Source organism: Xanthomonas sp. A1809, assembly GCF_017746015.1.
Classification (GTDB): Bacteria; Pseudomonadota; Gammaproteobacteria; order Xanthomonadales; family Xanthomonadaceae; genus Xanthomonas; species Xanthomonas euvesicatoria.
Map to the genome: position 1 here is coordinate 817,259 of NZ_JAGHWZ010000005.1, position 24,619 is coordinate 841,877.

Genomic DNA, 24,619 nt, shown 5'->3' on the forward strand with positions numbered 1-24,619 from the left:
CCCGAGCTCTTACCCATGTCCGAAGCAAAACGCCTGGCCGCCGAAAAAGCGATCGATTACGTGGAAGACGGCATGATCGTCGGAGTGGGCACCGGCTCGACGGTGGCTTACTTCATCGACGCGCTGGGCCGCATCGGCCATCGCATCAAGGGCGCAGTGTCCAGCTCCGAACAGAGCACCGCGCGCCTGCGCCAGCATGGCATCGAGGTGCTGGACCTCAATCACACCGGCAATCTGTCGCTGTACGTGGACGGCGCCGACGAGTGCGACCCGAACCGTTGTCTGATCAAGGGCGGCGGCGCAGCGCTGACGCGCGAGAAGATCATTGCCGAGGCCAGCGAGCGCTTCATCTGCATCGTCGACCCCAGCAAGCAGGTACCGGTGCTGGGCAAGTTCCCGCTGCCGGTGGAAGTGATTCCGATGGCGCGCAGCCTGGTCGCCCGGCAGATCCTGGCGCTCACCGGCGGCCAGCCGGTGTGGCGCGATGGCGTGGTCACCGACAACGGCAACGTGGTGCTGGACGTGCATCACCTGCAGATTACCGACCCGGTGGGCCTGGAGCGCAGCTTGAACCAGATTCCCGGCGTGGTCTGCGTGGGTTTGTTCGCGCGGCGCCCGGCCGATGTGGTGATCGTGGGCGGCGAGCCACCACAGGTGATCTGAAGATCGCGCGCGGGCCTTCGCATGCGCAGTGACGGCCCGCATTGCGAAGCGATGGCGGGTCGCACATATCCCGCTTGCAGCAACCGCACGACGCACCGCAGCCGCTTGACGCACGCGGCCGCTTGGCAGATGGTGCGGCATCCTCGCCAGTTGGTATGCCGCATGCGTTGTTCTGGTCTTCTAATCCTTGCGCTTCTGATGCTGCTCGGCGGCTGCGCCAGCAGCGGCGACAGCTGGGTGGAACTGGCAGGCACGCGCTACAAGGTGGAACTGGCGCAGAACGATGCCGATCGCGCCAAGGGGCTGATGTTTCGCGATGCCATGGACCAAGACCACGGCATGCTGTTCATCCACGACCGCCAGGAGCCGATGGCGTACTGGATGAAGAACACCAAGATCGCGCTGGATATCCTGTATTTCGATGAACAGCGCCGGCTGGTCTCCCAGCAGCGCGATGTGCCGCCATGTTCGGCCGGCGACGCCTGTCCGCCGTACCCCAGCAGGCAGCCCGCGCGTTACGTGCTGGAGCTGAATGCCGGCCAGGCCGCCAAGCTCGGCCTGAAGGATGGGGCCACGCTGCGCTTCAGCCCGGACATCCCGACGCCCGAATAAGCGGCTGCAAGCAGGTACTGGGGGCCATGCCAGCCAGGCACATGGGGCCCGCCGACGGGTGAGACCTGCGCGTCATCTTTCCGAACGGCGTTTGCGGCCGTCGGACGCAGGGCCGCCTGTCAGCGTTACGCGTTCATGCGCCCCGCGTCCCTGTCAGGAAGTACCGGACTTGAACCCTGCGCCGCTTGCCGACACTCTTGGCAGCATGGTCGACATGCTCCCACTTCCCCATTGGACCGCGCTCGCCAGCCTGGACGACGATGCGGTGCCGTTGATGTCCACCGCGCTGCTGATCGCGCGCGACGAGTATCCGCAGCTGGATGCCGAGCTGTACGACACGCTGGTGCAAAGCCACGTCGAGCATCTGCGCCGCGAAGTGGACGCAATCGATCTATGGCCGCTGAAGATGGCGGCGGTCAATCGCTACCTGTTCGACGAGCTGGGCTATTCGGGCAATCACGACGAGTATTACGACCCGCGTAACAGCTACCTCAACCAGGTGTTCGAGCGCCGGCTGGGCAATCCGATTTCACTGGCGATGGTGCAGATCGAAGTGGCGCGCCGGCTGGGCATCCCGTTGGCGGGGGTGTCGTTTCCCGGCCATTTCCTGGTGCGTCTGCCGGTGGATGACGGCGTGCTGGTGATGGACCCGTTCAACGGCGGCCGTCCGCTGGGCGTGGATGAGCTGCGCGAACGTGCCCGCCCGCATCTGGGCGGCGAAATTCCCGACGACCGCGCGCTCGCGCAGATTCTCGACCCCGCCCCGCACCGCGCGATCTTGATCCGCATCCTGCGCAACCTGCACGGCGTCTATGCCGATGCCGAGCACTGGGACCGCGCTGCCCGCAGCGCCGACCGCATCCTGAAGCTGGTGCCCGACCAACCCGAGGCCCTGCGCGACCGCGGCATGGCCTATCTGCATCTGGGCCACCGCAACGGCGCACGCCACGATCTATCGCGCTACCTGGTGCTCAACCCGGGCGCGCAGGACGCGGCCCATCTGCACGAACACCTGGTGGAATTGAATAGCCAGCGCGCGCGGGCGCATTGAGCGGGTAGACGCGCCGGCTGGCTAGGCCAGTCTGCCCGGATAGGCCACCGCCGCGTGGTTCTCGGCAACGCGCGCACTGGCCGGCCCGCATTGCAGCAGCATCGTGGTTGCCGACACTGCCTGATTGCACGCCGTTGGCGGCGCTCAGTCGATCTCCACCATCTCGAAGTCCTCCTTGGTCACGCCGCAATCGGGGCAGGTCCAGGTGTCGGGGACGTCCTGCCAGCGGGTACCCGGGGCGATGCCTTCTTCGGGGATGCCGTCGGCCTCGTGGTAGAGAAACCCGCAGACGACGCACATCCAGGTGCGGTAGGTGGTCGTGGATGTCTCGCTCATCGGATAATCGCGGTCATGCAACAGTGGGCCTGCATTGTCCCATCCCATCCACCGCTTTCGGAAGCGTTGCCATGCCCAACCGTCTCGACGTTCGCGGCGTCTATCTGATCACCCCCGACGAGCCCAACACGCAGCGCCTGCTGCTGCGCACGGCGCCGTTGCTGGGGTCGATCACCTGGCTGCAATACCGCAACAAGCAGGCGGATGCGGCGTTGCGGCTGCGCCAGGCCGGCGCCTTGCGCGAGGCATGCGCGGCCCATGGCGTGCCGTTGATCATCAACGACGATGCGCAGCTGGCGGCGCAGGTCGGTGCGCAAGGCGTCCATCTTGGCGAAGACGATGGCGACGTGGCGGCAGCGCGCGCACTGCTGGGCGAGCAGGCCATCATCGGGGTGTCGTGCTACGACGATATCGAGCGCGCGCGCGCCGCAGCGGAAGCGGGCGCCAGTTATGTGGCCTTCGGTGCATTTTTCCCGACCACCACCAAGCAGACCACCCGGCGCGCAACGCCTGCGTTGCTGCAGCAGGCCGCCGAACTCAACCTGCCGCGCGTCGCGATCGGTGGCATTGCGCCTGCGCAGGTGCCTGCGCTGGTGACTGCCGGCGCCGATCTCATTGCGGTGGTCAGTGGCGTGTACGCGGCGCCGGATCCGGTCTCAGCGGTGCAGGAGTATCGCGCAGGGTTTGGGTGTTAGTGCGGCGGGCTTTCGGGCTATGACGCTCTTTGTCAAAGCCTTCTAATGCGCTTCAAGATAGCGAGAGTTTGTTTCGCTGCATCGCCGGTTTCAAAAGCCAGGTGCGCCGGATGTGCGGTGCCCCCGCCGCTCGCGGGACACGCCGTCAATCCGTCCTTGGAGGCTCGATGGCGGCATCCATGCCGCCAACGGTCCCGCAAGCGGCGAGGACACCGCACCAGAAGGTTGGCTGGCGGCCAACCGAGCGGGTCGTTGCGTGCGCGGCCACGCTGCTGCCGATTGCTTCGTGATGGCACTTGCCAGGCACGACGAGAGAATGACAAGAGAAGCGGGTGATTGACCGATGTGGAAAGCGCCTCGAGCGCTGCTCCCACATGCACACCAACCAACGCGACAGGCCCTTGCCCGCCTACCGTCGCCGGACCTTACGCAGCATGGATGCCGCGTAAGAGCTTACAGGGACGTACTTGCAGCGTGTCCGGCGATGGTAGGCGGGCAAGGGCCCTGCAGCCAAGAAGCAGATCTAAGGCTCCCAGGCTTGGCCATACAAACCGTCCAATCCACTTCAAGACCGCGACATGTATTTCACTGCATCGCGTTGCCTCGAACATCGCGTGCGCGGTGCCTTCGCCAGACGGTTTGCTGGCAGTTTTATTGAAAGCGATGCAGACACGCGATCATGACGTACCCCTGCTAGCCGAACGCCGAGATCAAGTGCACTGCGCTCAGCCAAGTCGTCGCTCAGGCGGCGTGTTCCCGCTCATCAGAATGATGTCGACTTGAGCGCCATCCCAAAAAAAACAGCGACGCGTGCCATCACGCGTCGCTGCCGGGACTGCCGCTATCGCGTGGCGCAATTAAAAGTCGTAGCTCAACGTCACCCGACCCGAGCGCGGCGCCTGATAGGCGACGACCTGGTCCCATAGCGGGTTGGTGGTGTTGTCGGGCAATTGCGAGAACGGGTAGATGTTGGTCGCGGTCTGCTCGTTGGTGATGTTGAATACGTCCAAGCGCAACGCCAGCTTGCCATCTGCAAATGCCGGCTTGTAGGTCACGCCCATGTCCAGCTGCGCGATCCAGCCCAAACGCCCCTGCGAGCCGGGAGGCGATGCCACGCCGGTGCCGGTCTCCGGGTTGTAGCAGTAGTGATACGGGCCGCCGGTAATTGCACTGCCGCCGTAGCCGGCCGGATCGCGGCCGCTATATTCGGTCCCGTAGTAGTTGCCCAGGCAGTTGTGCGGAGCACCGGAAATCAGGCTGAAATTGGCCGATGCGCCCCATTGCGGAGTGAATTGGTAGAAGCCGAACAGCTTGAGCTGATGGCGATGATCGTTGGATTGATCGCCATTGAAGTGTTCCATCAACGCAGGGTGGTCCCAGCTTTGCGTGGTCGAGACCGAGGCCTGGCCCTGATAGCTGCCCAGCGCGCCGCCGGTGCGCCACAGATCCGAACGCACCTGGCCCTCGGTGGTGCCGTAGCTATGCGACCAGACGTAATTGACCTTGGCATACCACTTGCCGTCGAACGGACGCTCCAGATTGAACTCCACCGCCGAATAATTGCGCTTGAACTTCGGGAAACCTGCCGCCTCGCGGCTCACCGATATTTCGTGGAACTGGCCATCGGTGCCGATCACCCCCCAGGTATTGGTCTGGCCCGGATTGATCAACGATGCGCCCGCCACCTTGGAGAAATCGATGGTCACGCCTTGCGCCGCTGCCGCATCGATCAACGCGGTGTTGGAGACGTCGTAGTTCTGGTCGTCGATGCCGGCATTGAGACGGCGATGCGTGCCGCGCACGCCCAGCACCCAGCCGCTATCGAGTTGCTTGGTAAATCCGAGGATGAGTTCGTCCTGGTTTTCGCCTTCGATGTCCTTGGCCACCGCGGTGCGTACATCGGCGATGCGACCGAAGCGCGAATTGGCCGACACCGCCGAACCCAGCTGCTGCGCCAGGATCGGCGTGCCGTCGGCATTGATGCCGCTGTAGGTGAAGTAGGTATCGGTAGTCGTGGCCGGGGTGAACAGACTCACCGCCGATAGCGGCAGACCGAGGTAGTAACGGCCAAGGTTACCGAACACCTTCAAGCTGGAATCGCCATTGACGTCCCAGCTGAAGCCCAGGCGCGGCGCCCACGCGTTGTCGATTTCGATGTAGGGATCACCGAACGGGGTGTAGTTGGTGAACTCGTCCTTGCGCAGGCCCAGGCTCAGCAGCAGATTGTCGGTGACCTGCCACTTGTCTTCGATGTAGTAGGCGCGTTGCTTGGCCTCGTACGAATACAGGCTGGTGTTGATGTTGCGCACCACGTAGTAGCCACTGGATCCATTGACCGGATCCACCAAACCCGGGCTCGGCGCACCGATGCCGCCGGCTTCGTTGGCCGACTGGCTGACCAGGCCGCCGGTGGCCAGCCCGTACGGGTCATTGGTCTGTCCGTAGGTCCAGGCAAACCCGGGGCCAGAGAGGATCGAGCCGACATCGATGCCTTCTGACTTCTGGTTATCGAGACCGAAGTTGAGCGTGTGGTGGCCGATGCGCCATTCCAGATTCAGGCGCTGGTTGTCTTTTTTGTACTCGCGGTCCGGCGAGCTGACCGAGGTGACCAGCTGGTTGCCGATGCGCGGTGTGCCGCCGGTGTAGGCAGGGTTCTGCAATGCGGCGCTGTTGATCACCGGACCGCCAGCCGCGTCGTAGTTGAACGGCGTCAGTTCGTCCGGCGTTCTCATCTTGCCGTACAGGGCGGTCACGGTGAGGTTGTCGCTCAGATAGCCGGTGTACTTGCCGGTGAACAGCGTCGGCCCGGTTTTCCAGGTGGATTCGTCGGTGAAGTAGGCGCCACGCTGACGCGCAACATAGTCGTAGCGATAGATCGAGCCATTGGTTTCGGCGACGTCGCTGGCACCGGTCACCTCGATCAGGTGGTTGTCGGTGATGTTCCAGTCCACCTTGGCGTACCAGCGTTTCTGGGTGTAGTCGTAGTCGGTGAGGCCGCCGGTGCGGCCGTTGTCGGTGTCGCGATTGGTGCCCACGCGCACGCCGTCGGAGTTCACCTGCTCGGCGGCCAGGAAGAAGAACAGCTTGTCCTGGATGATCGGCCCGCCGACATAGGCGCTGTAGGTGGTCTGGTTGGCCTCGGCCTCGCTGGCGGGCTGGTACAGGCCATTGGCCGCACGCGCATAGCGGTAGGCGGCGTTGTTGATGGTGCTGCCCTGGCTGTCCGGGCGCCAATAGATGTCGCGCTGATTGGCCTTGAGGCCGTTCGGCTCCCAGATCACTGCAGCGCCGAACTTCCACTCATTGGTGCCACGCTTGCCGATCTGGTTGATCACGCCGCCGTTGGCGCGGCCGTACTGCGCGCCGTAGCCTCCGGTAAAGATTTCCTGCTGGTCGATGGCGCCGTACGGCAGGGTCAGGCCGCCCAGGTTGTTGCTGATGGTGGTGGTGTTGAAGCCGTTGAGGTAGTACGCGTTTTCGCTGGCGGCCGAGCCGCCGAAGCTGGGGAGCGAGCCGCCGAGCGGGCCATTGTCGAAGCCGCCGCTGTTGACCACCACCCCCGGTGCCAGCAGCGCGATCGCTTCGGCGGTACGGCCCAGCGGCAGTTGCTGCAACTGTTCGGCGGTGACCACGGTGCGCGTATCCACGCTGCTGACGTCGATGGTGGTGAGGCTGGCGGCGCTGACGGTGACGCTGTCCAGCGTCTGCACGCCGCTCCCCGCGGCTGCGCTGGCAGCGAAGGACACGTCTGTATTGGCCCCGACGGTGATGGCGACGTTCTCGCGCGTCTCCACCACTGCGCCATCGCGCTTGACCGTCACCTTGTAGGTGCCCAGCGGCAGATTGCCGGCGGTGTAGCGGCCGCGTGCGTCCACCGCCACCTCGCGGCTGAAGCCGCTGTTGTTTTCCACCAGCACGCTCGTGCCACTGCCCTGCCCCACGCTGCCGACGATGCTGCCGGTGGTGGACTGCGCGTGGACGCTGCCCATGGCCACGACCAATGCCAATGCCAAGGCACGCTTCTGGATACTACGGTTCATGCTCTCTCCCCAGGTCTTGAACTGTCGGCAAGGCGACAAACGAACGGTGCCAATGGCTACCGAAATCACACTTTCTGAACATCTGCAGCGCGATGCCAATGACTGCGCGCCATCAGCTCATTCCAAACTGTCGATCACGTCGCGTTCGATCATAGGCAGCCAAGTTCCCCCATCCGCCCACTTCGACGGGTAGGCGGGTGTCCGACGGGTAGGCGCGCAGGGCCGCAGGCCTGACAATGGCGCACGCGATGCCCGCCGCCGGGCGTCGATGCCCCCAATCGGTATTCCTCAAGGATTTGCGCATGAACCATTCCCGCTCCCACGCCCTGTTCGCCCAGGCGCAGACCTTGCTACCCGGCGGCGTCAACTCGCCGGTGCGGGCGTTCAAGTCGGTCGGCGGCGAGCCGTTCTTCGTGGCGCGCGCTGATGGCCCGTATCTGTTCGATGTCGACGACAACCGCTACATCGACTACGTGGGCTCGTGGGGGCCGATGATTGCCGGGCACAACCATCCGGCCGTGCGCGAAGCGGTCGAGCGGGCGATCGGCAACGGGCTGTCGTTCGGTGCGCCGTGCGCAGCCGAAGTGACGATGGCACAGACCATTACCCGGCTGGTGCCCTCCTGCGAGATGGTGCGCATGGTCAACTCCGGCACCGAAGCCACGCTGTCGGCAGTACGCCTGGCGCGTGGCGCAACCGGGCGCAATCGCATCATCAAGTTCGAAGGCTGCTATCACGGCCACGGCGATTCGTTTCTGGTCAAGGCCGGCAGCGGCATGCTGACCCTGGGCGTACCGACCTCGCCCGGCGTACCCGCAGGGCTGAGCGAGCTGACCGCCACGCTGAGCTTCAACGACTTCGAAGGCGCCACCGCGCTGTTCGACGAGATCGGTGCGGAGGTGGCGGCGGTGATCATCGAGCCGGTGGTCGGCAACGCCAACTGCATTCCGCCGCAGGCCGGCTATCTGCAGCATCTGCGCACGCTGTGCACGCGGCACGGCGCGTTGCTGATCTTCGACGAAGTGATGACCGGCTTCCGCGTCGCGCTCGGTGGTGCGCAGGCACATTACGGCGTGACCCCGGACCTGACCACCTTCGGCAAGATCATCGGCGGCGGCATGCCGGTGGGCGCGTACGGCGGCCGCCGCGACTTGATGGAGCAGGTTGCTCCGGCCGGGCCGATCTACCAGGCCGGCACCTTGTCGGGCAACCCGGTAGCGATGGCCGCCGGCCTGGCGATGCTGGAGCTGGTGCAGGAGCCGGGCTTCCACACGCGCCTGAGCGAGGCCACCAGCCTGCTGTGCGAAGGCCTGGAAGATGCCGCACGCGCGGCCGGCATTGCTGTCACCACCAATCAGGTCGGCGGCATGTTCGGGCTGTTCTTCACCGACGACATCGTGGAAAGCTACGCACAGGCCACGGCGTGCGACATCACCAGCTTCAACCGCTTCTTCCACGCGATGCTGCAGCGGGGTGTGTACCTGGCGCCCTCGGCGTACGAAGCCGGCTTCATGTCCAGTGCGCACGACCAGGCGGTGATCGAAGCCACCCTGGCGGCAGCGCGCGAGGCGTTTGCGGAAGTGGCGCGCTGATTGGCCGGGAATTGGGAATTGGGAATCGGTGAGCGCGGAGGCGTCGCTGGTTTGCTGCTTTGCGGTGCGGCGTGATCGTGCCGCACTGGCAGTGGCGCAGGACATTGGCGAGGTAGGCATCACCGGGTTCCTGGTGAGCCTGTGCGTGCGTGCAGCCGGTTTCGTTCGTAGCAACGGCGACTGCACGGCGGTGCGCGTTGCCAGACTGCGCGCCATGCTCGCAGCGAACTGTGGATGGCGCTGTCTTTGCACAGGAGCGGCTGCCACAACCCAGCGGGGAGTCGTCAGCCGGGCCTGGGCGGGGCGCAGGACCGCGGTGCGTGGTCCACGCCGCATCGCGCATCGGCCGCGGCTGTGTGGTAGCGAGCGTAGTCGCTTTGGCAATTGCTCTTAGAGCGGCTAACAAAACTACTGCGCAGCCGCCAGGTGGGCGCGGCCGGTGCTCGGAATCCTCATGTACCACTCGTACAATCCGGTTCCTGCGCGCCGTCCGCGCCCACCTGACAGCTGCTCGCTACGTCTTGTTAGCCGCTCTTAGTCGCTGCTCTCTCACCACCGCGGCCACGAGCAGGCGACCTCTAGCGTTCCTTGACCGTGCGCACGGGCCGGCGCTTCGGCCGCAATGCCTCCTCGACTCGGCGCAATACGCTTTGCTTTTGTCGTGTGGCTGTCATACCTTTCTGAAAAAGGTGCTCAGGGACGGGCATGGGTGGGGACCCTCGAAGCAGCCGCTGCACGTGCGTCGCCAAAACCGGCGATGACGCTGCATTGCCGCTGTTTCACCCCGATCTGCAGCGTGTCGAGTCGGCACGCTGTCGACGCTCGATACGGCCGCCCTCGCCTCATGCTCAAGCCTGTTGCGCTGCTCACCCCGCGCCCGACACCGTCGCGCGACCCCGTGAATCCCGATTGGCTGCTTGCCGGCAAGCTGGAGCCTGCGTTGCCGCCCCCCAGCGCGGTGGTGCGTGGCGCACTGCTGGCTGCGCTGGATCAGGCGCAGGCACGTCCGCTGACGCTATTGCTCGCCCCGCCCGGATTCGGCAAGACCACGCTGCTGGCGCAGTGGCATGCGCACCTGAGTACGCGCGAGCAGAGCGCGGTGGCATGGCTGTCGCTGGACGAAGAAGATGCCGACGCCGGGCGTTTTCTCGGCCATCTTGCGTATGCGCTGCAGAACGCAGGCGCCGACCACGCGCTGTGCGCGGCCGTGCTGCACAACCGCGATCACGACCCGCGCGACGCGGCGGCATTGCTGATTCGCGCGCTACGCGCAGCGCCCCGGCGCATCAGCGTGATTCTCGACGACTACGACCGACTCGGCAGCAGCCCTGTCGATGAACTGGTGCTACGCCTGATCGAACACAGTGGCGGGCGTTTGCATCTGGCACTCGCGACCCGCCGCGTACCCAATCTACCCCTGGCGCGGCTGGATCTGCACGCGCAGCTCAGCCGCATCGGCAGCACGCAGCTGGCGCTCGACGACACCGAAGCGCAGGCGTTGCTGGGCCCGCACGTGACCGCACCGGTGGCGGACGAACTGCGGCGCTACACAGAAGGCTGGCCGGTGGCGCTGCAACTGGCACGGCTGTGGTTGGAAGGCGATACCCAGCGTCGGCAGGAAGTCACCGTACGTTTCTCCGGGCGCAGCGCGCAGATTGCCGCGTACCTGGCCGAACAGGTGGTCAACGATCTGGACCCAGACACCCGCGAACTCCTGTTGCGCACCAGCCCGCTGGAACGCTTCAACGCCGCGCTCGCCGACGCGGTGCGCCAACGCCAGGACAGCGGCCGCTTGCTGGCGCGGCTGGAGCATTTCCATGGTCTGCTGGTGCCGCTGGATGGCGAGCGCGAATGGTTCCGCTACCACCCGCTGTTTGCCGACTTTTTGCAGCAACTGCTCGACCGCGAACATCCAGGCCTGAGCGTGCAGCTGCATCAACGCGCAGCGCGCTGGTTCGGCGATCATCAGCAGCTTGCCGAAGCGGTGCGGCATGCTTGGCGCGGCGGCTGCGGCGATCTTGCCGCCAGCTACATCGCACGCGCCGGCACCTGGCAGCTGCTGTTGACTCACGGCACGCATGAAGTACGCGCACTGCTGCGCCATTTCGACCACCGCACCATCCGCGACACACCCGCGCTCAATCTCACCCAGGCGCACCTGCACATCAAGCTGGGCGAATTCGCCCACGCACGCCTGTTGCTGGAGCGCTTCCGCGACTTTCCGGCTGCGTTACGCGAGCCGCTGCAGCGCGACTACACCGTGGTCGTGGCGCTGCTGCGCGACCGTCTGGATGAAATCTGCGGCAATCCGCATGGCCTGACCCAGATTGCCGCCCAGGCCGGCGCACTGGACGAAGACGACCATCTGGGCCGCGGCATGTTGCTCTGCATCTGCGCCACCACCGCGATTGCACAGGGCGCGTTCGCGGTTGCCGAGCGCTACGCGCGCAACGCGCGCGACACCATGCAACGTGGCGGCAGCGAGGTCGGTGCCAGCCAGGCCATGTTGTCGCTGGGGCAGAGCCTGTTCTATCGCGGCCGGCTCAGCGATGCGGAAGCCTGCTATCAGCAGGCACTGAGCTGGTGCGCACGTACCCCGCAGCCGGAACGGGTGCTGGAAGCCGCCGCTCAATGCCTGCTTGCGCAGTTGCACTACGAACGCGGCCATCACGACGACGCAGCCGACCTGCTGCATCCGGCGCTGGAATTGCTGGAGCAACACGATGGCGGCGTGGACGTGCTGGCCGCCGGATACGGCACTGCGCTGGGGCTGGAACGCGTGCGCGACCATAGCGGACGCAGCGCGTTGCTGTTGCTGGAGCATATCGAACAGATCGCACACGGACGCAAATTGGCGCGCTTGTCGGAACTGGCTGCAGCATGGCGGCTGATGCTGTTGCTGGAACATCCAGGCAACGCCGCCATCGATGTGCTGATCGCACGTACCGGCGGCGAATCCGGCCTGGCGCATACCTTGCGCTCGCCACACCGCTGGCACGATCGCGCGGCGATGGGCTTCGCACTGGCCCGCTGGCATCGTCTGGCCGGGCGCAGCAGCGCCGCGCTGAGCATCCTCGGACAGATCGAGCAAGCCTGCCTGGCCAACGACAATGTCTGCCATCTGGCGCGCGCCCGTGGACGCATCGCGCTGGTACTGCAGCAACGTGGCGAACTGGTTGCCGCCCTGCCGTATCTGTACAGCGCATTGGACCATGTCGCGCTCACGCAAAGCTGGCAGGCGATCGTGGAACTGGGCTTACCGGCCAAGGCGATGCTGCGCTCGCTACGCCAGCACGACCCGCAGACCGTGGGCGGCACCACGCGTGCCTTGACCATCCAGGCCTTGCTCGAACGCCTTAGCGGCGACGACGACCCGGCCGGTGACATCTTCAGCGAGCGCGAACTGGAAGTGCTGGCGCAACTGGCGCGTGGCTATTCCAACAAGCAGATCGCACGCTGCCTGCACCTGTCGGAAAACACGGTCAAATTCCATCTGAAAAACCTGTACCGCAAGCTCGACGCGCGCAGCCGCGAAAGCGCGCTAGCGCAAGCATTGCAGCGCGGGTTGTTGCGTGGAAGCGGCCCGCATGCAGATCAGCCGCTGCGACCTGGCTGAGCCAGGTCGCATGCATCTTGCGTTCAACGCAGGTTTGCACGTGTGGCGGCCAGGCCTGACAGCGTTGGCCGCCCGCACGCATCACCCGAACGTCAGCGTGCCCTTCATCATCGCCCAATGGCCGGGGAACGAGCAGAAGAACGTGTAGTCGGCGCCCTTGCTCAGTTTGCTGGTGGGAAAACTCACCGTGGTGCTGTCGCCGCCGCCAATGACCTTGGTGTGCGCAATCACGCGTGCGTCGGCCTTGGGCAGATAGCTGTCGGCGATGGTCGAACGTACGCCGGCATTGGCCACCGCCTGGAAATCGGCAGACTTGGTCAACACCCAGTTGTGCCCCATCACGGTGGCAGCCATCTTGCCGGAATGCTTGAGCGTAAGCTCCACCTGCGTGCACTCGGGCGCTAGCTTGATCGCGCTCTGGTCGAACTTCATCTGATCGTTGCCGGTGATGGTCACCGCGCACGTCCGTGCCCATGCCGTCGGCGCCATCAGCGCCAGCGCACACACAGCAATCGTGGAAAACAGCTTCAAGAGAACACTCCTGCGTTGGGAAGGTGCAGCACATCGCACGCGGCGCACCGTTGCAACAGCGACGTGGTCAGAGGTGCTGATAGTGCCAGAGTAACGCGGAGTCGCAATCAACAGGGCATCACGCGCGAGCCCACTGCATGCGCTCGCGCATCGACCAACGATGCCAGGCGCCCTGCTGATTGCAAGCAGACCTTCGGCCGCATGCGTGCTTCACGCGTAACGGAAAAACGCATCCATCGGATCTGCTGCTGCGGACGCGATGGCCGGCACCGGCAACGGGCCGCGCTTACCGGCGATCACTTGTACGAACGCCTGCTTGAAACGCGCCATCTCCGCATCGGTGCCCACAGTGATCCGCGACCAGGTTGGCCACACCGGCCAGCTGCGGCCGATGAACACGCCATGGGTGGCCATGTCGTCCTTGAAACCGGCGGCAGGCCGCTTTACATCCACCATGAAGCAGTTGCTCTCCGAGGCAGTGCATGCATAGCCCTGCCTGGCGAGAAACTCCATCACATCCGTGCGCGTCGCGGCCGTACGTGCGCGCCGTTGCGGCACCAGTGCAGGATCACGCAGGCTGGCCAGCCCGGCAGCGGCGGCGGTGACCGGCAAGCTGTTGACGCTGTAGAACTTCAGCTTGGCCAGCAGGTCCGGACGCGCGGCCGCATAGCCCAGGCGGATGCCGGCCATGCCATAGAGTTTGGAGAAGGTGCGCAACACCACCACGTCTTCGCCTGCGGCCACCATGTCGACCATGCTGCGCGTGTTTTTCGCGAAGTGGATATACGCCTCATCCACCACCAACACGCTGCCTTTGGGCTTGTGCGCCAAAGCGTAGTCCAGATCCTTGCGTGCGGTGACCGAACCGGTGGGATTGTTGGGGTTGCAGATGTAGATCACGCCCGCGTTGGCGTCCGCCGCGCACATGGCCTGTACATCGTGCGAAAAGTCCTTGCGCAGCGGCACCTTGATCAGGCGCGCGCCATTGCGGGTTGCCGCACGCCAACCGGATTCGTAGGTGGGGTCGGCCGTGACCAACGCGGCACTGGGCGAAGTGAATGCCAGCATCGTGTAGTCGAGCGGTTCGGTGGACCCGGCATACGCCATCAGGTGATCGACGGGCAGCGCGAGCTCGGCAGCCAGGGTGGTCATCAATTCCATCTGTACCTGCCGCAAATACCGCCCGCCTTGCGGGGCGATCTGCGCGATGGCCTTTACTGCGGCAGCCGACGGTCCATCCGGAAATTCATTGGAGTCGATCATCACCGGTGCCAGCGCCGTTGCCGGTGCGGGCGCGATGGCAGTGGAGCGTTCGACGGCGCTGGCCAGCAGCGGCAAGCTGCCGGCACCGGCGGCGCCGGCAAACAACGCGGAGTCGCGTAGAAAAGCGCGGCGCGAAAGAGCAGTGTTCATGACAACCTCCAGCAGGATGACAACGCGGATTCAGGGACGCACGGCAACCACTTCGATCTCGACCCGATACAGCGGGTTACCCAGCGCTGCGATCTGGAATGCCGAGCGCGCCGGCAGGTTGGGTTGCTCCTTGGTGCCGAAAAACTGGCGATAGCCTTCCATGAAGCCGTTGAAATCCATCTTGCCGCCCATTGCCGGATCGCCGACCAGAAACACCTGCATCTTCACCACATCGCCCATGCCCAACCCCAACGTGGCCAGCTGCTGCTTGATCTGGTTCAACACGCTCACCGTCTGCGCCTTGGTGTCGCCATAGGCGGCCGCCGAATCCTTCGGCGCACTGGTATCGATCACCGCCGGCACCTTGCCGCTGACATACACCGTGGCCTTGCCGGCGGGAATTTCCACCGCGGCAGCGATGGGAAAATCGCTGTTGGGAATCTTGTGGCGGATCACCTCGGCCGCGTGTGCGGCACCGAGACTGGCAGACCACAGCACTGCGGCGGTGAGAACGGTGGTGATGGAACGGAGCATGGCAATTCCTTGTAGGAGAGAAGATCAGCGGCGGAGTAATCTGACGTCGTCGATGGTCACGCGCTCGGCATAGTCGTTACCGAAGTGCGTGCGCACATAGCTCACCACTTCGGCCACCTGGCGGTCGTCGAGCATGTCGGCGAAACCCGGCATCCCCGCGTGGCCGTCGAGCACCATCATGGTCACGTACGGGCCGGCGGCCAGCTTGGGGTTGCCGGCAAGCGCAGGATAGTCGCCGGCACCTTGCGCGCCACGCCCGGCCGGCATATGGCAGCCCTGGCAGATCGCCTGGTAAACGTCCTGACCGGAGGCCTTGGCGAAGCCTTGCTGCGGAAACAGCTGGGTGGCATCGGAACTCTGCGCCTGCGCATCGCGCACGTTGGGCGGCAGCAACAAGGCGAGAATGGCGAGCGCAACAGTGGCGCCGCACGCTCTTGGCAGCAGACTCATGCGCGCCCTCCCTGGGCAATGACCTTGCGATGCAGGCGGCCAACGACATCGTGCGCCGACAGAATGGCACCCTCCTGCCAGGCCGGAATGTACGACACGTGCTCGCCGGCCAGTGCCAGCCGTCCGTCGATCTGGCACAGCGGTTGGTAATGCTCGGCGCGCGCCTGCTCGCTCCACATGCCGAAGCAGCCATGCGTGAACGGCACGCGGTGCCAGCCGACCGCAATGCCGTTTTCGAATTCGCGCGGATACTGCGGATGCAGCTGGGTGCCGTATTCCACTGCTTTACGCACGCGCTGCTCCGGGGACATCGCGGTGAACTGGTAGGCATCCAGCCCCCACACATAGGCGCCGAGCAGCACGCCTTTGCCAGGGCTGTGGTAGTTGGTGCTGGGGTAGCTGATCAAGGTGATCGGCAGATCGGTGTAACTGATGCCGCCGTAGATCGCTTCGTCTTCTTCCCAGAAACGGCGCTTGAATTGCAGCCCCACTTTCACCGAGGCCGCATACGGCACCTTGCCGATCGCCGTGGTCATCGCATCGCTGGCGTTGACCGGTATGCGGCTGAGCACCGACAACGGAATGGTGCAGATGCACCAATCCGCAGTGGCGAGGCGTTCTTCTCCGCCACGCGCCGCATCCTGCCAGGACACGCGCACGCCGCTGCCGTCCTGGTCGATCTTGGTGACCTTGGCGTTATAGGTGATGGCATTGCCCAGTTGACGCGCGAACGCCTTGCCGATCTGGTCCATGCCTCCCACCGGCTGGAACATGGTGGTCTGCATTTCATAGTTGTTGCCGGCTGCCAGTGTGGTCCACAGGCGCGAGCGCAGCACGTCCTGCACGCTGAAAGGATCGGAGAATTCCGGCCTGCCCGACAAGCCACCGCCGGGATAGCGCGCAAACCCGCGCCGCTCGCTGCTGTCCTTGCCTTTGACATACCCGAACTTCTGGTCGAGCGCGCCCCAGGTACGCAGCGATTCCAGCAGCAGCTCCTGATCCTCGCGGCTGACGGCCGTGTCCAGGGCGCGTTGCTGCGTGCACTTGGCCAGCAACTCGGACACATGGCCCTTGTAGTCGGCGTCGATGGCACGAAAGCGCTGCGGTTTGCCGCCGAAGCCGTTCTGGCTGTGCAGCAGCGCGTTGTAATTGACCTGATTGAACGCTTCCAGCGCCACGCCGAACTGCTTGCAGTAACTCAGCACCGCCTTGTGGTGATGCGGAATGCGCCACGGCCCGGGATTGAGATACAAACCCTCGTCGAACTGGCAATGCTGCCTGGCCCCGCCCAACTCGGCATAGCGGTCGCCGCCGCGCAGGGTCCAGTTACGCCCGCCGGGGCGGTCGTTGTATTCGAGCAGTTGCACGCGGTAACCGGCCTTGCGCAACTCGAACGCCGCGCTCATGCCGGCCAGCCCGGCACCGAGGATCAAGACCGATGCCCCCTTGGGGTCGCCATCCAGTTGCAGTGGGCCTTTGAAACTGGATTCGGCCGCCATGCCCAGGCTGCTCATCGCCTGATACATCATCGCGCCGCCGGCGGTCATACCGATGCGCGCCAGCAATTGCCGCCGCGTCATCGCTCCCGTGTGATTGCCTTGCATCAACGCACGTCCCCTGCATGTCGTGGACTAACGCACGCGACCGGCAACCCTGCCGGCCGCGGCTGCACTTCAGAATGTGTAGGCCAGGCTGGCGAACAGCTGCCGTGGTGCGATCAACTGATACGAGCCCGAGCTTTCGTTGGGAAATACCGCCCCGATCGCATCGTCCTTGTCGAACAGGTTGTAGACCGACAACTGCAGCCGGCCACCGGCAAGGAACCCGCCGTCTTCGCCCTGATACCCGACGCTGCCGTTGACGATGAAGGTGGCATCTACCCGATCGGTATTGAGCGTATCGCCGTAGCGCTTGCCGGTGTATTTGGCATCGAGGTTGGCAAACAAATGCGTGCCTTCCCAACCGCCGTTGACGCTGAACATCACCTTCGGCGCATCCGGCACCTCGTTGCCTTCCACCTGCACCAGGTTGCCGCTGACCGGGCCGAAATAGTTGTCCTGGAACTCGGAGTTGTTCCAGGTCAGCGATGCGCCCAGCCGCCAGCCTGGCGCCGGCTTCCACATGCCGGACATTTCGGCCCCGTACGTCTGCACGTCGCCGACGTTGGCGTAGACGGTGGGCGCCACCACCAGCGGGTCCGGGTCGGTCAGCGCGATGATGCGGTTCTCGTAATCGATCCTGTAGGCGGCGATGTAGCCGCTCCACTGCGTGGATTCGGCGCGGATGCCGATATCGATGTTGGTGGACTCTTCCGGTGCGATATCCGGGTTGAACGCACCGGAGGTCAGCGCCAGCCGCGGCGCCGAGCTGAAGTTTTCCGCATAGTTGGCGAACACCTGCACGCCCTCGGCAAGCTGGAAGCTGGCGCCGACCTGGGGCTGGAACCAGTCGCTGTTCTTGATGGTGACATCGCGGCGCACGCCGACATTGAAATCATCCAGATTGGCGATGCCGTTGTAGTCGCGTTTGACATCCAGCCCCTTGGCACCGAACTCCATCGTCAAGCGGTCGTCGAGCAGGCGCAGCGTGTCCTTGATGTAGAGCTGCTTCACCTCGGTGGAGAACTGGTTGTCGTAGTAGATGACGATCGGCAGCGCGCCCTTGAGCAGCGCGCCGGTGGCTGGGTCCAGGTTGTACAGCGGGCGCACCTGGTCGAAATCGTAGTGCTCGTACCACGCACCGACTTCGAGTTTGTTGTGCTCGGTCTCCCATGACACCGCTGTGGTGAGGCCATAGCGATCGCCCCCCATGATTTCTTCGCGCCGCGTCATCGCACCGACGTGGGTGACAGTGCCGTTGGCATCGACGATCTGCGGGTCGTTGATGGCGATGTCGGTGCGCCCCGGCGTGCCGGCGATGGCATCGTTGTACAGGCCTGTCGCCGTGCTCGGCGGAGTGCCGCCGACGCCATACCCATGCTTGTTCTCGTAATAGCCGGTAAAGGTGAAGCCGATTGCATCGTTGAACAGGAAATTGCCGTGCAGGCTGAGCAGCGAGTCGCGTCGCCCGTTCTGCCATTCGCTGTAATGCTCGGCATCCACTTCCGGGTTGCCGGTGATGCGCTCATGCAGGTCCCACGCCACCGAACCGTCGGAGTTGTACGACTGCACGTCGTAGTCCTTGCGGTTGTTGTAGATCCATCCCAGCGTCAGGCTGCCAGCGTCCCAGGCCTGGCGAATCTTGGCTTCGAAGTGATCGCTCTTCTGCGTGGCCGGCTCCATGTCCCACACCCCGCCTTGCGTGCGCGAGGCGGACAGATACGCGCTGGGGCCGCCTTTCCACCAGTCCGGCGTATCCAGGCGCACGAAGCTGCGCACCAGATCGTCCGAACCAATCGTCTGGGTGAGATTGCCGCTCCAGCTGTCGCCGCCCTTTGGTGGCAGGCTGGTGTAGCGGATCGCACCGCCCAGTGCATGGTAGGAAGGCTGGGTGACATCGCCCGAACCGGCGGACACCGTCACATCGAGCAGGTTTTCGCTGGAGACGTAGCGCGTAATCGGCCCGCCTTCGCGGGTGTCGAAGGTTTCGATCGGAATGCCGTCCAAGGTCACGCCGATCTGGTTGGCGGAAAACCCGCGGATGGTCATCGAATCACCGAATTCATACAGCCCGAACGGGTCGGTGGTCTGCACGTTCACGCCGGGCAGGCTGGCCAACAGCTGCTGCGGCGCCACCCCTGGCACCTGCGCCTGGATCTCGTCCGCCGAGATGGACGCGGTGGTGCGGGTGGAGCCGGTGCCCACCACGCTGACCGCATCCAGCGTGCGTGCGTCTTGCGCCAGCGCAGGCAAGCTCTGCGCGCCGGCCAGCAGCAAGGTCATTGATGCCAGCGCGCGGCGCGGGCGGGTGGTGGCGAGGATGTCGGCGACCGAGGCCGCCAATCGATCGGTGTTCGAGCACTTTGGCATGCAATCAACCCCTGGAGACGTGTGGCGTGCTGAGTGACCGGGCGCTCCCCCGAGACCGGCTGATACCGCGGATGCGGCGTGCAGTGACCATAACCAGCGCGATTGCTGCCTAACCTGGGTGCGGCGGGTGGGCTCGGCGCAGGCGGGTAGGTCGCTACCGAATTCAAAACTCTGAATAGGTAGCGCAGCCACCTACCTGCGCGAATGCCCTGCATTGCAGCTCTTGCGCGCTTGCCATGCCGCGCCGAATCGACAACGCTGCGCAGCCGCCGTACGAGCACGCATATGTCGCCCGCACCACCATCGCTGCTGTTGCTGGATTTCGACGGCGTGCTCGCGCACTACGCGCGGCCACGGCGCCTGGCCGCGCTTGCAGCAGCGGCGCGTTGCTCACCGCAGCGCGTGCAGGAGGTGCTGTTCGTGCAGGGTCTGGAGCGCGCCTACGATGCGGGTGAGATCGACACGCAGGCGTATCTGGCGCAGTTGAGCGAAGGGCTGGGGCAGCCAATCGATCGCACTACCTGGATCGATGCGCGCGTGGCCGCCTGCCGCGCCGACCCGTCGGTGGTGACACAGGTGCTGGCGGTGTCGACGACCACGGCGGTGGCGGTGCTCACCAATAATGGCCCGTTGATGGCAGAAGCGATCGAGCGGATCGTGCCGTCGCTATTTCCGTTGTTGCGGGGCCGCGTGCTGTGCAGCGGTGCACTGGGCGGCCGCAAACCGGATGTGCCGGTCTATCAGCGCGCGCTTGCGCAACTTGAGCAACGCGCCGAACGCACGTTGTTTGTCGACGACCTGTTCGTCAACGTGCGTGGCGCACGCGCGGCCGGTCTGCACGCCGACACCGTACGCGATGCGCGTGCACTGCGGCGAGTGCTGAAGCGATACGGACTTGCATGAAACCAAGCCCCTCTCCCGTCGGGAGAGGAGTTGGGGGTGAGGGTACGGCGGAAGACAGCCATCCCATCCGGGCAATGAAAAGACCGGGCACTGCGTCAGCGCGCTACATGCCACACACCATGCATCTCCAATGCCCTTGCAGCCGGCTGCGGGCCGGCCAGGGGGCGCGCAAGCACCGCCCGACATCACGCCTGGGCGACATACTCGGCAATGGCCAGACGCAAGCGCGCCAGGCCATCGGCCAGTTCGGCATCGGTGAGATTGAGTGCCGGCACGAAGCGCAATACATCCGGGCCGGCCTGCAGCAGCAGCAAGCCATGCGTGGCCGCCAGGTCGAGGATCGCCCCGGCCTGCCCCGCGTGCGCAGGAGCCAGTACCGCGCCCAGCATCAGGCCACGCCCACGAATCTGCGCAAACAGGCCAAAGTCGGCATTGAGCGCTTCCAGCCCGGCGCGCAATGCTGCAGATTGCCGCACCACGTTATCGGCAATCTGCGGCGAGGCCAGCTTGCGCAGCGCCACGCGCGCCACTGCCGCGGCCAGCGGGTTGCCGCCGAAGGTGGTGCCGTGCGCGCCGAACTGCATGGTTTCGGCGACCTTGGGCCCGGCCAGCATCGCGCCGATCGGGAAACCACCACCCAAGGCCTTGGCCAGGGTCACGATGTCCGGCGTCACCTGCTCCTGCCAATGCGCGAACAGCGTGCCGGTGCGGCCCATGCCGCATTGAATTTCGTCCAGCACCAGCAGCGCATCATGCTGGTCGCACAGCGCGCGCACGCGGCTCAGAAAGCCCGGCGCGGCCGGCATCACGCCGCCCTCGCCCTGGATCGGCTCGACCATCACCGCCGCCACATCGCCGCCGGCCATCGCCGCTTCCAGCGCCGCGACATCGTTGAAATCCACATAGCGAAATCCACCCGGCAGCGGCTCGTAGCCTTCCTGATACTTGGGCTGCGCAGTGGCGGTGACCGATGCCAGCGTACGGCCATGAAAACTGCCGCGGAAGGTGACGATGACACGCTTGTCGGCCGGACGGCCCTGGCTGCTGGCCCACTTGCGCACCAGCTTGATCGCCGCCTCGTTGGCCTCGGTGCCGGAATTGCACAGGAACACCTTGTGCGCGAAACGCGAGGCGCTCACCAGTTCTTCGGCCAGTTTCAGCGGCGGCGCGCTGAAAAACACGTTACTGGTGTGCCACAGCTTGCCGGCCTGCTCGGTGAGCGCAGCCACCAGATCGGGATCGTTATGGCCGAGCCCGCTCACCGCGATGCCCGACGACAGATCCAGATACTCGCGGCCCGCATCGTCCCACACGCGGCTGCCCTGGCCGCGCTCCAGCACCACCTGGCGCGGGCGATACACCGGCAGGTAGTAGTGCGCGAGGGACAGGGGCGAATCGGCAGCGGTACTCATGAGGATGGGTCGCAGAAGCGGAGGGAGAAGCGGCATTCTCGCGCATTCGCCGGCCTGCGGCACAATGCGCGCATGCGCCCCTTCTCCGATCCGCAACTCACTGCCGCCACCGACGATGGCTGGCGCCGGCAGTGGTTCGACATCATCTACCGCCACGACACCCGCCCCTCGCGCAATTTCGACCTGATGCTGGTGGTCGCGATCCTGGCGAGCGTGGTGGTGATCATGATCGACAGCGTGCCGCGCATCCATTCGCATGCCGCGGACTGGCTGGTGCCGCTGGAATGGGCGTTCACGGTGATCTTCACCCTCGAATACGCGCTGCGCCTGGCCGTGGTGCGGCGCCCGCTGCATTACGCGCTCAGCGTGTGGGGCGTGATCGACCTGCTGTCGATCCTGCCCAGTTATCTCTCGTTCTTCGTGCCCGGCGCACAGACGCTGTTGGTGGTGCGCGTGCTGCGCATCCTACGGCTGTTCCGCATTCTCAAGCTCACCCGCTACATCGAAGAAAGCGGACAGTTGCTGGATGCGCTGTGGCGTAGCCGTCGCAAGGTGTTGGTGTTCCTGTTCACCGTGCTCACCATCACCGTGATCGCCGGCGCCACGATGTACATCATCGAAGGCCCGCAGCACGGCTTTACCAGCATCCCCACCAGCATGTACTGGGCCATCGTCACCATGGCCACGGTGGGCTTCGGCGATCTAGTGCCGCAGACCACGCTGGGTCGCTTCGTCACCTCGGCCCTGATCCTGATCGGCTACAGCATCATCGCCGTGCCCACCGGCATCTATACCGCCGAACTGGCCAGCTCATTGCGCGAAGGAGGCCATACCGGCAAACGCGATGCGCGCAACTGCGCCCGCTGCGGGCTGGAAGGCCACGCGGCCGACGCACGTTATTGCCGGCAATGCGCCGAGCCACTGCCGGCGCTGGGCAACGGCTGAGGCGCTGGAGCAGCCAACGCCACGGCGCCGCCGTCAGGCGGACGCGGCCGTTGCTCGGCAGGGCGTGTGCCACGCGTACACGGCGGTTGCGCCGTGCCGTCCACGCTCACGACAAGTGCGTACCCTGTGGTTAGCCGCTCTCAGTCCAGAAACAGATCCGGCAACAGCGCGCGCGATGGATCCATTGCATAGCCGCTCAAGTCGGTGATGCCAGCCTGGGCGAGCACCTCGTCATCGATCAGGAACCGGCCGTAGAACCCGGCTGCGGCGCGCGTCAGCACCGCATGCGCGGCGTCGGCCATGATCTCCGGCCGACGGCAGGCCGCCGCGTCCACGCCGGCAAGCATGTTGATGGCATCAGTGGCGATCACGGTACGCGGCCACAACGCATTGATCGCCACGCCTTGCGGGCCGAATTCCGCGGCCAGCCCCAGGGTGACCAGACTCATGCCCATCTTGGACAGCGTGTAGCCGGTGTGCGCGCCCCACCACGCCGGGTTCAACGACGGCGGCGGGGCCAAGGTGAGGATGTGCGGATTGGCCGCCTGCAGCAGATGCGGCAGGCATGCCTGCGCGCACAGGAAACTGCCGCGCGCGTTGACCTGCTGCATCAGATCGAAGCGCTTCATCGGCGTGTCCAACGTACCGCGCAACCAGATCGCACTGGCGTTGTTGACCAGGATGTCGATCCCGCCGAACGCATCGACCGTTGCCGCCACTGCCGCACGCACCTGATCTTCGTCGCGGATGTCGCACTTGAGCGCCAGTGCCTGCCCACCGGCCGCCGTCACCGCCGTGGCCGCGCTATGGATGGTGCCAGGCAATTTGGGATTGGCCACCGCCGACTTGGCCGCAATCGCCACATTCGCCCCATCGCGCGCCGCCCGCAACGCAATCGCCAAGCCAATTCCGCGCGAGGCACCGGTGATGAACAGGGTTTTGCCGTTTAACGTCATGGGAATGGGGAATGGGGAATGGGGAATGGGGAATGGGGAATGGCAAAAGCTTAGCGCCTTGGGCGTCCTGCAACCGACGAACAGACAGCTCTCGCGATGCGCTCTTCCGATTCCCTATTCCCGACTCCCGATTCCCCGCCGCTCAGGGCTTGGGCCCCTGCCCTTCGTTGTCTTCCCAGTGCAGTACGCGGCGGGTCACGAAGCGGTAGACCGGTTTGCCGGTGGCAAACCACAGCTCGCGAACCCAGGAGGTGCGCTTGAGCACGCGGCGTTCCACCGGGGTCAGTGCGGCCGGGCAGTACATGCGCTTGTGTTTAAGCAGGTGGCGCAGATCCTCGCGGGCAAGCAGACGCATCCAGCGCGCGCGCGGGTTGCCGCGCACCGCCAGCTGGAAGTCGATCACCGCCGGGCTGCCGTCCTCCTGCACCAGCCAGTTGGCTTCCTTGGCCAGATCGTTGTGGGCCACGCCGCGGCGATGCAGCTGTTGCAACAGCCTGCGCGCGCTGCGGAAGTAGGCCAGATCGCCGCGCGGCGGTCGCTGGTACATCGCAGCGCCGTCCAGATAGCTGCGGTCCAGGTGCCGCCCGTCCCAATGCAGCAGCCGCGGTGTGCGCGGCACGCCATCCAGCTGGCGCAAGGCCAACGCTTCGCGGCGTGCCAGCCACCAGGCCACGCCGCGCAACAGCCACGGCGCCACGCTCAGGTCGCGACGCACGAACATGCGTTGGCCATCGCGGATCAGCAGAATGCGTCCGAACGTATCGGACTTCAGCGGCAGATTGGCTGCAGGGTCGTGAGTCATCCCCCATTGTAGGCGGCAGGTCTGTCTCGCTGCGCACCTCTGCGGCGCGCGCGCGTGCGGCAGCTGCATGGCCGCAACCTCAGGTGAAGCCGATCCCCCG

General features: G+C 65.1%; 19 protein-coding genes and 1 other RNA gene. 9 read left to right on the forward strand and 11 right to left on the reverse strand.

The window, feature by feature from the left end; all coding sequences use genetic code 11:
- Positions 1-15: 15 nt before the first annotated feature.
- From rpiA to J7396_RS09795, 3 genes are all read left to right on the forward strand, one after another.
- Positions 16-663: a ribose-5-phosphate isomerase RpiA gene (rpiA, locus tag J7396_RS09785; protein WP_008575808.1), complete on the forward strand. Its 648-nt coding sequence runs from the start codon at positions 16-18 to the stop codon at positions 661-663.
- Positions 664-825: 162 nt separating this feature from the next.
- On the forward strand, positions 826-1,275 hold the full coding sequence (locus J7396_RS09790; RefSeq protein WP_057681681.1) for a DUF192 domain-containing protein: 450 nt from the start codon (positions 826-828) through the stop codon (positions 1,273-1,275).
- A gap of 169 nt (positions 1,276-1,444) precedes the next feature.
- On the forward strand, positions 1,445-2,326 hold the full coding sequence (locus J7396_RS09795; protein WP_014090972.1) for a SirB1 family protein: 882 nt from the start codon (positions 1,445-1,447) through the stop codon (positions 2,324-2,326).
- Between the two features lie 144 nt (positions 2,327-2,470).
- Here the strand turns inward: J7396_RS09795 and J7396_RS09800 are convergent, their stop codons facing one another.
- Positions 2,471-2,710, reverse strand: a complete 240-nt coding sequence (locus J7396_RS09800) for a rubredoxin (protein WP_008575804.1) — start codon at positions 2,708-2,710, stop codon at positions 2,471-2,473.
- A 23-nt stretch (positions 2,711-2,733) separates the two neighbouring features.
- Between J7396_RS09800 and thiE the strand changes: the two genes are divergently transcribed.
- A complete protein-coding gene (thiE, locus tag J7396_RS09805) occupies positions 2,734-3,357 on the forward strand; it encodes a thiamine phosphate synthase (RefSeq protein WP_209261374.1) in 624 nt (207 codons plus the stop codon).
- A gap of 857 nt (positions 3,358-4,214) precedes the next feature.
- Here thiE and J7396_RS09810 read toward each other — a convergent pair.
- Complete coding sequence (locus tag J7396_RS09810) at positions 4,215-7,397, reverse strand: TonB-dependent receptor plug domain-containing protein (protein WP_164738691.1); 3,183 nt, start codon at positions 7,395-7,397, stop codon at positions 4,215-4,217.
- 302 nt (positions 7,398-7,699) lie between these two features.
- Between J7396_RS09810 and hemL the strand changes: the two genes are divergently transcribed.
- The 3 genes from hemL (at position 7,700) to J7396_RS09825 (ending at position 12,605) form a co-directional block, all read left to right on the forward strand.
- On the forward strand, positions 7,700-8,989 hold the full coding sequence (gene hemL, locus J7396_RS09815; RefSeq protein WP_008573122.1) for a glutamate-1-semialdehyde 2,1-aminomutase: 1,290 nt from the start codon (positions 7,700-7,702) through the stop codon (positions 8,987-8,989).
- 454 nt (positions 8,990-9,443) lie between these two features.
- Positions 9,444-9,519: non-coding RNA, sX9 sRNA (locus J7396_RS09820), on the forward strand.
- Between the two features lie 314 nt (positions 9,520-9,833).
- The gene (locus tag J7396_RS09825; RefSeq protein ID WP_209261375.1) at positions 9,834-12,605 is read left to right on the forward strand and encodes a LuxR C-terminal-related transcriptional regulator; all 2,772 of its coding nucleotides are present in this window, start codon (positions 9,834-9,836) and stop codon (positions 12,603-12,605) included.
- An 81-nt stretch (positions 12,606-12,686) separates the two neighbouring features.
- Here the strand turns inward: J7396_RS09825 and azu are convergent, their stop codons facing one another.
- From azu to J7396_RS09855, 6 genes are all read right to left on the reverse strand, one after another.
- Positions 12,687-13,136 (reverse strand): azurin, encoded by a 450-nt coding sequence (azu, locus tag J7396_RS09830; RefSeq protein WP_005911961.1) that lies wholly within the window; start codon positions 13,134-13,136, stop codon positions 12,687-12,689.
- A gap of 210 nt (positions 13,137-13,346) precedes the next feature.
- Positions 13,347-14,549 carry a pyridoxal phosphate-dependent aminotransferase gene (locus J7396_RS09835; RefSeq protein ID WP_209261376.1) on the reverse strand — a complete coding sequence of 401 codons (1,203 nt, stop codon included), beginning with the start codon at positions 14,547-14,549 and terminating at the stop codon, positions 13,347-13,349.
- Between the two features lie 30 nt (positions 14,550-14,579).
- Positions 14,580-15,083, reverse strand: coding sequence for a RidA family protein (locus tag J7396_RS09840; RefSeq protein WP_122272377.1), 504 nt, complete (start codon positions 15,081-15,083; stop codon positions 14,580-14,582).
- A gap of 24 nt (positions 15,084-15,107) precedes the next feature.
- The gene (locus J7396_RS09845) at positions 15,108-15,533 is read right to left on the reverse strand and encodes a cytochrome c (protein ID WP_122272376.1); all 426 of its coding nucleotides are present in this window, start codon (positions 15,531-15,533) and stop codon (positions 15,108-15,110) included.
- The gene (locus J7396_RS09850; protein WP_031424218.1) at positions 15,530-17,137 is read right to left on the reverse strand and encodes a flavin monoamine oxidase family protein; all 1,608 of its coding nucleotides are present in this window, start codon (positions 17,135-17,137) and stop codon (positions 15,530-15,532) included. The genes J7396_RS09845 and J7396_RS09850 overlap by 4 nt, the downstream gene beginning before the upstream one ends.
- Positions 17,138-17,206: 69 nt before the next feature.
- Positions 17,207-19,501, reverse strand: coding sequence for a TonB-dependent receptor (locus tag J7396_RS09855; protein ID WP_029820204.1), 2,295 nt, complete (start codon positions 19,499-19,501; stop codon positions 17,207-17,209).
- Between the two features lie 285 nt (positions 19,502-19,786).
- On the opposite strand from J7396_RS09855, the gene J7396_RS09860 reads away from it, so the two are divergent.
- On the forward strand, positions 19,787-20,404 hold the full coding sequence (locus tag J7396_RS09860; RefSeq protein WP_008577886.1) for an HAD-IA family hydrolase: 618 nt from the start codon (positions 19,787-19,789) through the stop codon (positions 20,402-20,404).
- Positions 20,405-20,589: 185 nt separating this feature from the next.
- On the opposite strand, the gene J7396_RS09865 is transcribed toward J7396_RS09860, so the two are convergent.
- Positions 20,590-21,816, reverse strand: coding sequence for an acetylornithine transaminase (locus tag J7396_RS09865; RefSeq protein WP_008577885.1), 1,227 nt, complete (start codon positions 21,814-21,816; stop codon positions 20,590-20,592).
- A gap of 72 nt (positions 21,817-21,888) precedes the next feature.
- Here J7396_RS09865 and J7396_RS09870 point away from each other — a divergent pair, with 72 nt between their 5' ends.
- A complete protein-coding gene (locus tag J7396_RS09870; protein ID WP_011348488.1) occupies positions 21,889-22,761 on the forward strand; it encodes an ion transporter in 873 nt (290 codons plus the stop codon).
- A gap of 140 nt (positions 22,762-22,901) precedes the next feature.
- Here J7396_RS09870 and J7396_RS09875 read toward each other — a convergent pair whose 3' ends face one another.
- Both J7396_RS09875 and J7396_RS09880 read right to left on the reverse strand, forming a co-directional pair.
- Positions 22,902-23,717: an NAD(P)-dependent oxidoreductase gene (locus J7396_RS09875; protein WP_209261377.1), complete on the reverse strand. Its 816-nt coding sequence runs from the start codon at positions 23,715-23,717 to the stop codon at positions 22,902-22,904.
- A gap of 142 nt (positions 23,718-23,859) precedes the next feature.
- On the reverse strand, positions 23,860-24,519 hold the full coding sequence (locus tag J7396_RS09880; protein ID WP_008577881.1) for a serine/threonine-protein kinase: 660 nt from the start codon (positions 24,517-24,519) through the stop codon (positions 23,860-23,862).
- Between the last annotated feature and the right edge of the window lie 100 nt (positions 24,520-24,619).

What these genes read in the sequence shown, in the direction of transcription:
- J7396_RS09855 (WP_029820204.1), bottom strand. Translation starts at nt 19,501, where the DNA reads ATGCCAAAGTGCTCGAACACCGATCGATTGGCGGCCTCGGTCGCCGAC.
- rpiA (WP_008575808.1), top strand. Translation starts at nt 16, where the DNA reads ATGTCCGAAGCAAAACGCCTGGCCGCCGAAAAAGCGATCGATTACGTG.
- J7396_RS09825 (WP_209261375.1), top strand. Translation starts at nt 9,834, where the DNA reads ATGCTCAAGCCTGTTGCGCTGCTCACCCCGCGCCCGACACCGTCGCGC.
- thiE (WP_209261374.1), top strand. Translation starts at nt 2,734, where the DNA reads ATGCCCAACCGTCTCGACGTTCGCGGCGTCTATCTGATCACCCCCGAC.
- J7396_RS09880 (WP_008577881.1), bottom strand. Translation starts at nt 24,519, where the DNA reads ATGACTCACGACCCTGCAGCCAATCTGCCGCTGAAGTCCGATACGTTC.
- J7396_RS09870 (WP_011348488.1), top strand. Translation starts at nt 21,889, where the DNA reads ATGCGCCCCTTCTCCGATCCGCAACTCACTGCCGCCACCGACGATGGC.
- hemL (WP_008573122.1), top strand. Translation starts at nt 7,700, where the DNA reads ATGAACCATTCCCGCTCCCACGCCCTGTTCGCCCAGGCGCAGACCTTG.
- J7396_RS09810 (WP_164738691.1), bottom strand. Translation starts at nt 7,397, where the DNA reads ATGAACCGTAGTATCCAGAAGCGTGCCTTGGCATTGGCATTGGTCGTG.
- J7396_RS09845 (WP_122272376.1), bottom strand. Translation starts at nt 15,533, where the DNA reads ATGAGTCTGCTGCCAAGAGCGTGCGGCGCCACTGTTGCGCTCGCCATT.
- J7396_RS09840 (WP_122272377.1), bottom strand. Translation starts at nt 15,083, where the DNA reads ATGCTCCGTTCCATCACCACCGTTCTCACCGCCGCAGTGCTGTGGTCT.
- J7396_RS09835 (WP_209261376.1), bottom strand. Translation starts at nt 14,549, where the DNA reads ATGAACACTGCTCTTTCGCGCCGCGCTTTTCTACGCGACTCCGCGTTG.
- J7396_RS09790 (WP_057681681.1), top strand. Translation starts at nt 826, where the DNA reads ATGCGTTGTTCTGGTCTTCTAATCCTTGCGCTTCTGATGCTGCTCGGC.
- J7396_RS09865 (WP_008577885.1), bottom strand. Translation starts at nt 21,816, where the DNA reads ATGAGTACCGCTGCCGATTCGCCCCTGTCCCTCGCGCACTACTACCTG.
- J7396_RS09860 (WP_008577886.1), top strand. Translation starts at nt 19,787, where the DNA reads ATGTCGCCCGCACCACCATCGCTGCTGTTGCTGGATTTCGACGGCGTG.
- J7396_RS09800 (WP_008575804.1), bottom strand. Translation starts at nt 2,710, where the DNA reads ATGGGATGGGACAATGCAGGCCCACTGTTGCATGACCGCGATTATCCG.
- J7396_RS09850 (WP_031424218.1), bottom strand. Translation starts at nt 17,137, where the DNA reads ATGCAAGGCAATCACACGGGAGCGATGACGCGGCGGCAATTGCTGGCG.
- J7396_RS09875 (WP_209261377.1), bottom strand. Translation starts at nt 23,717, where the DNA reads ATGACGTTAAACGGCAAAACCCTGTTCATCACCGGTGCCTCGCGCGGA.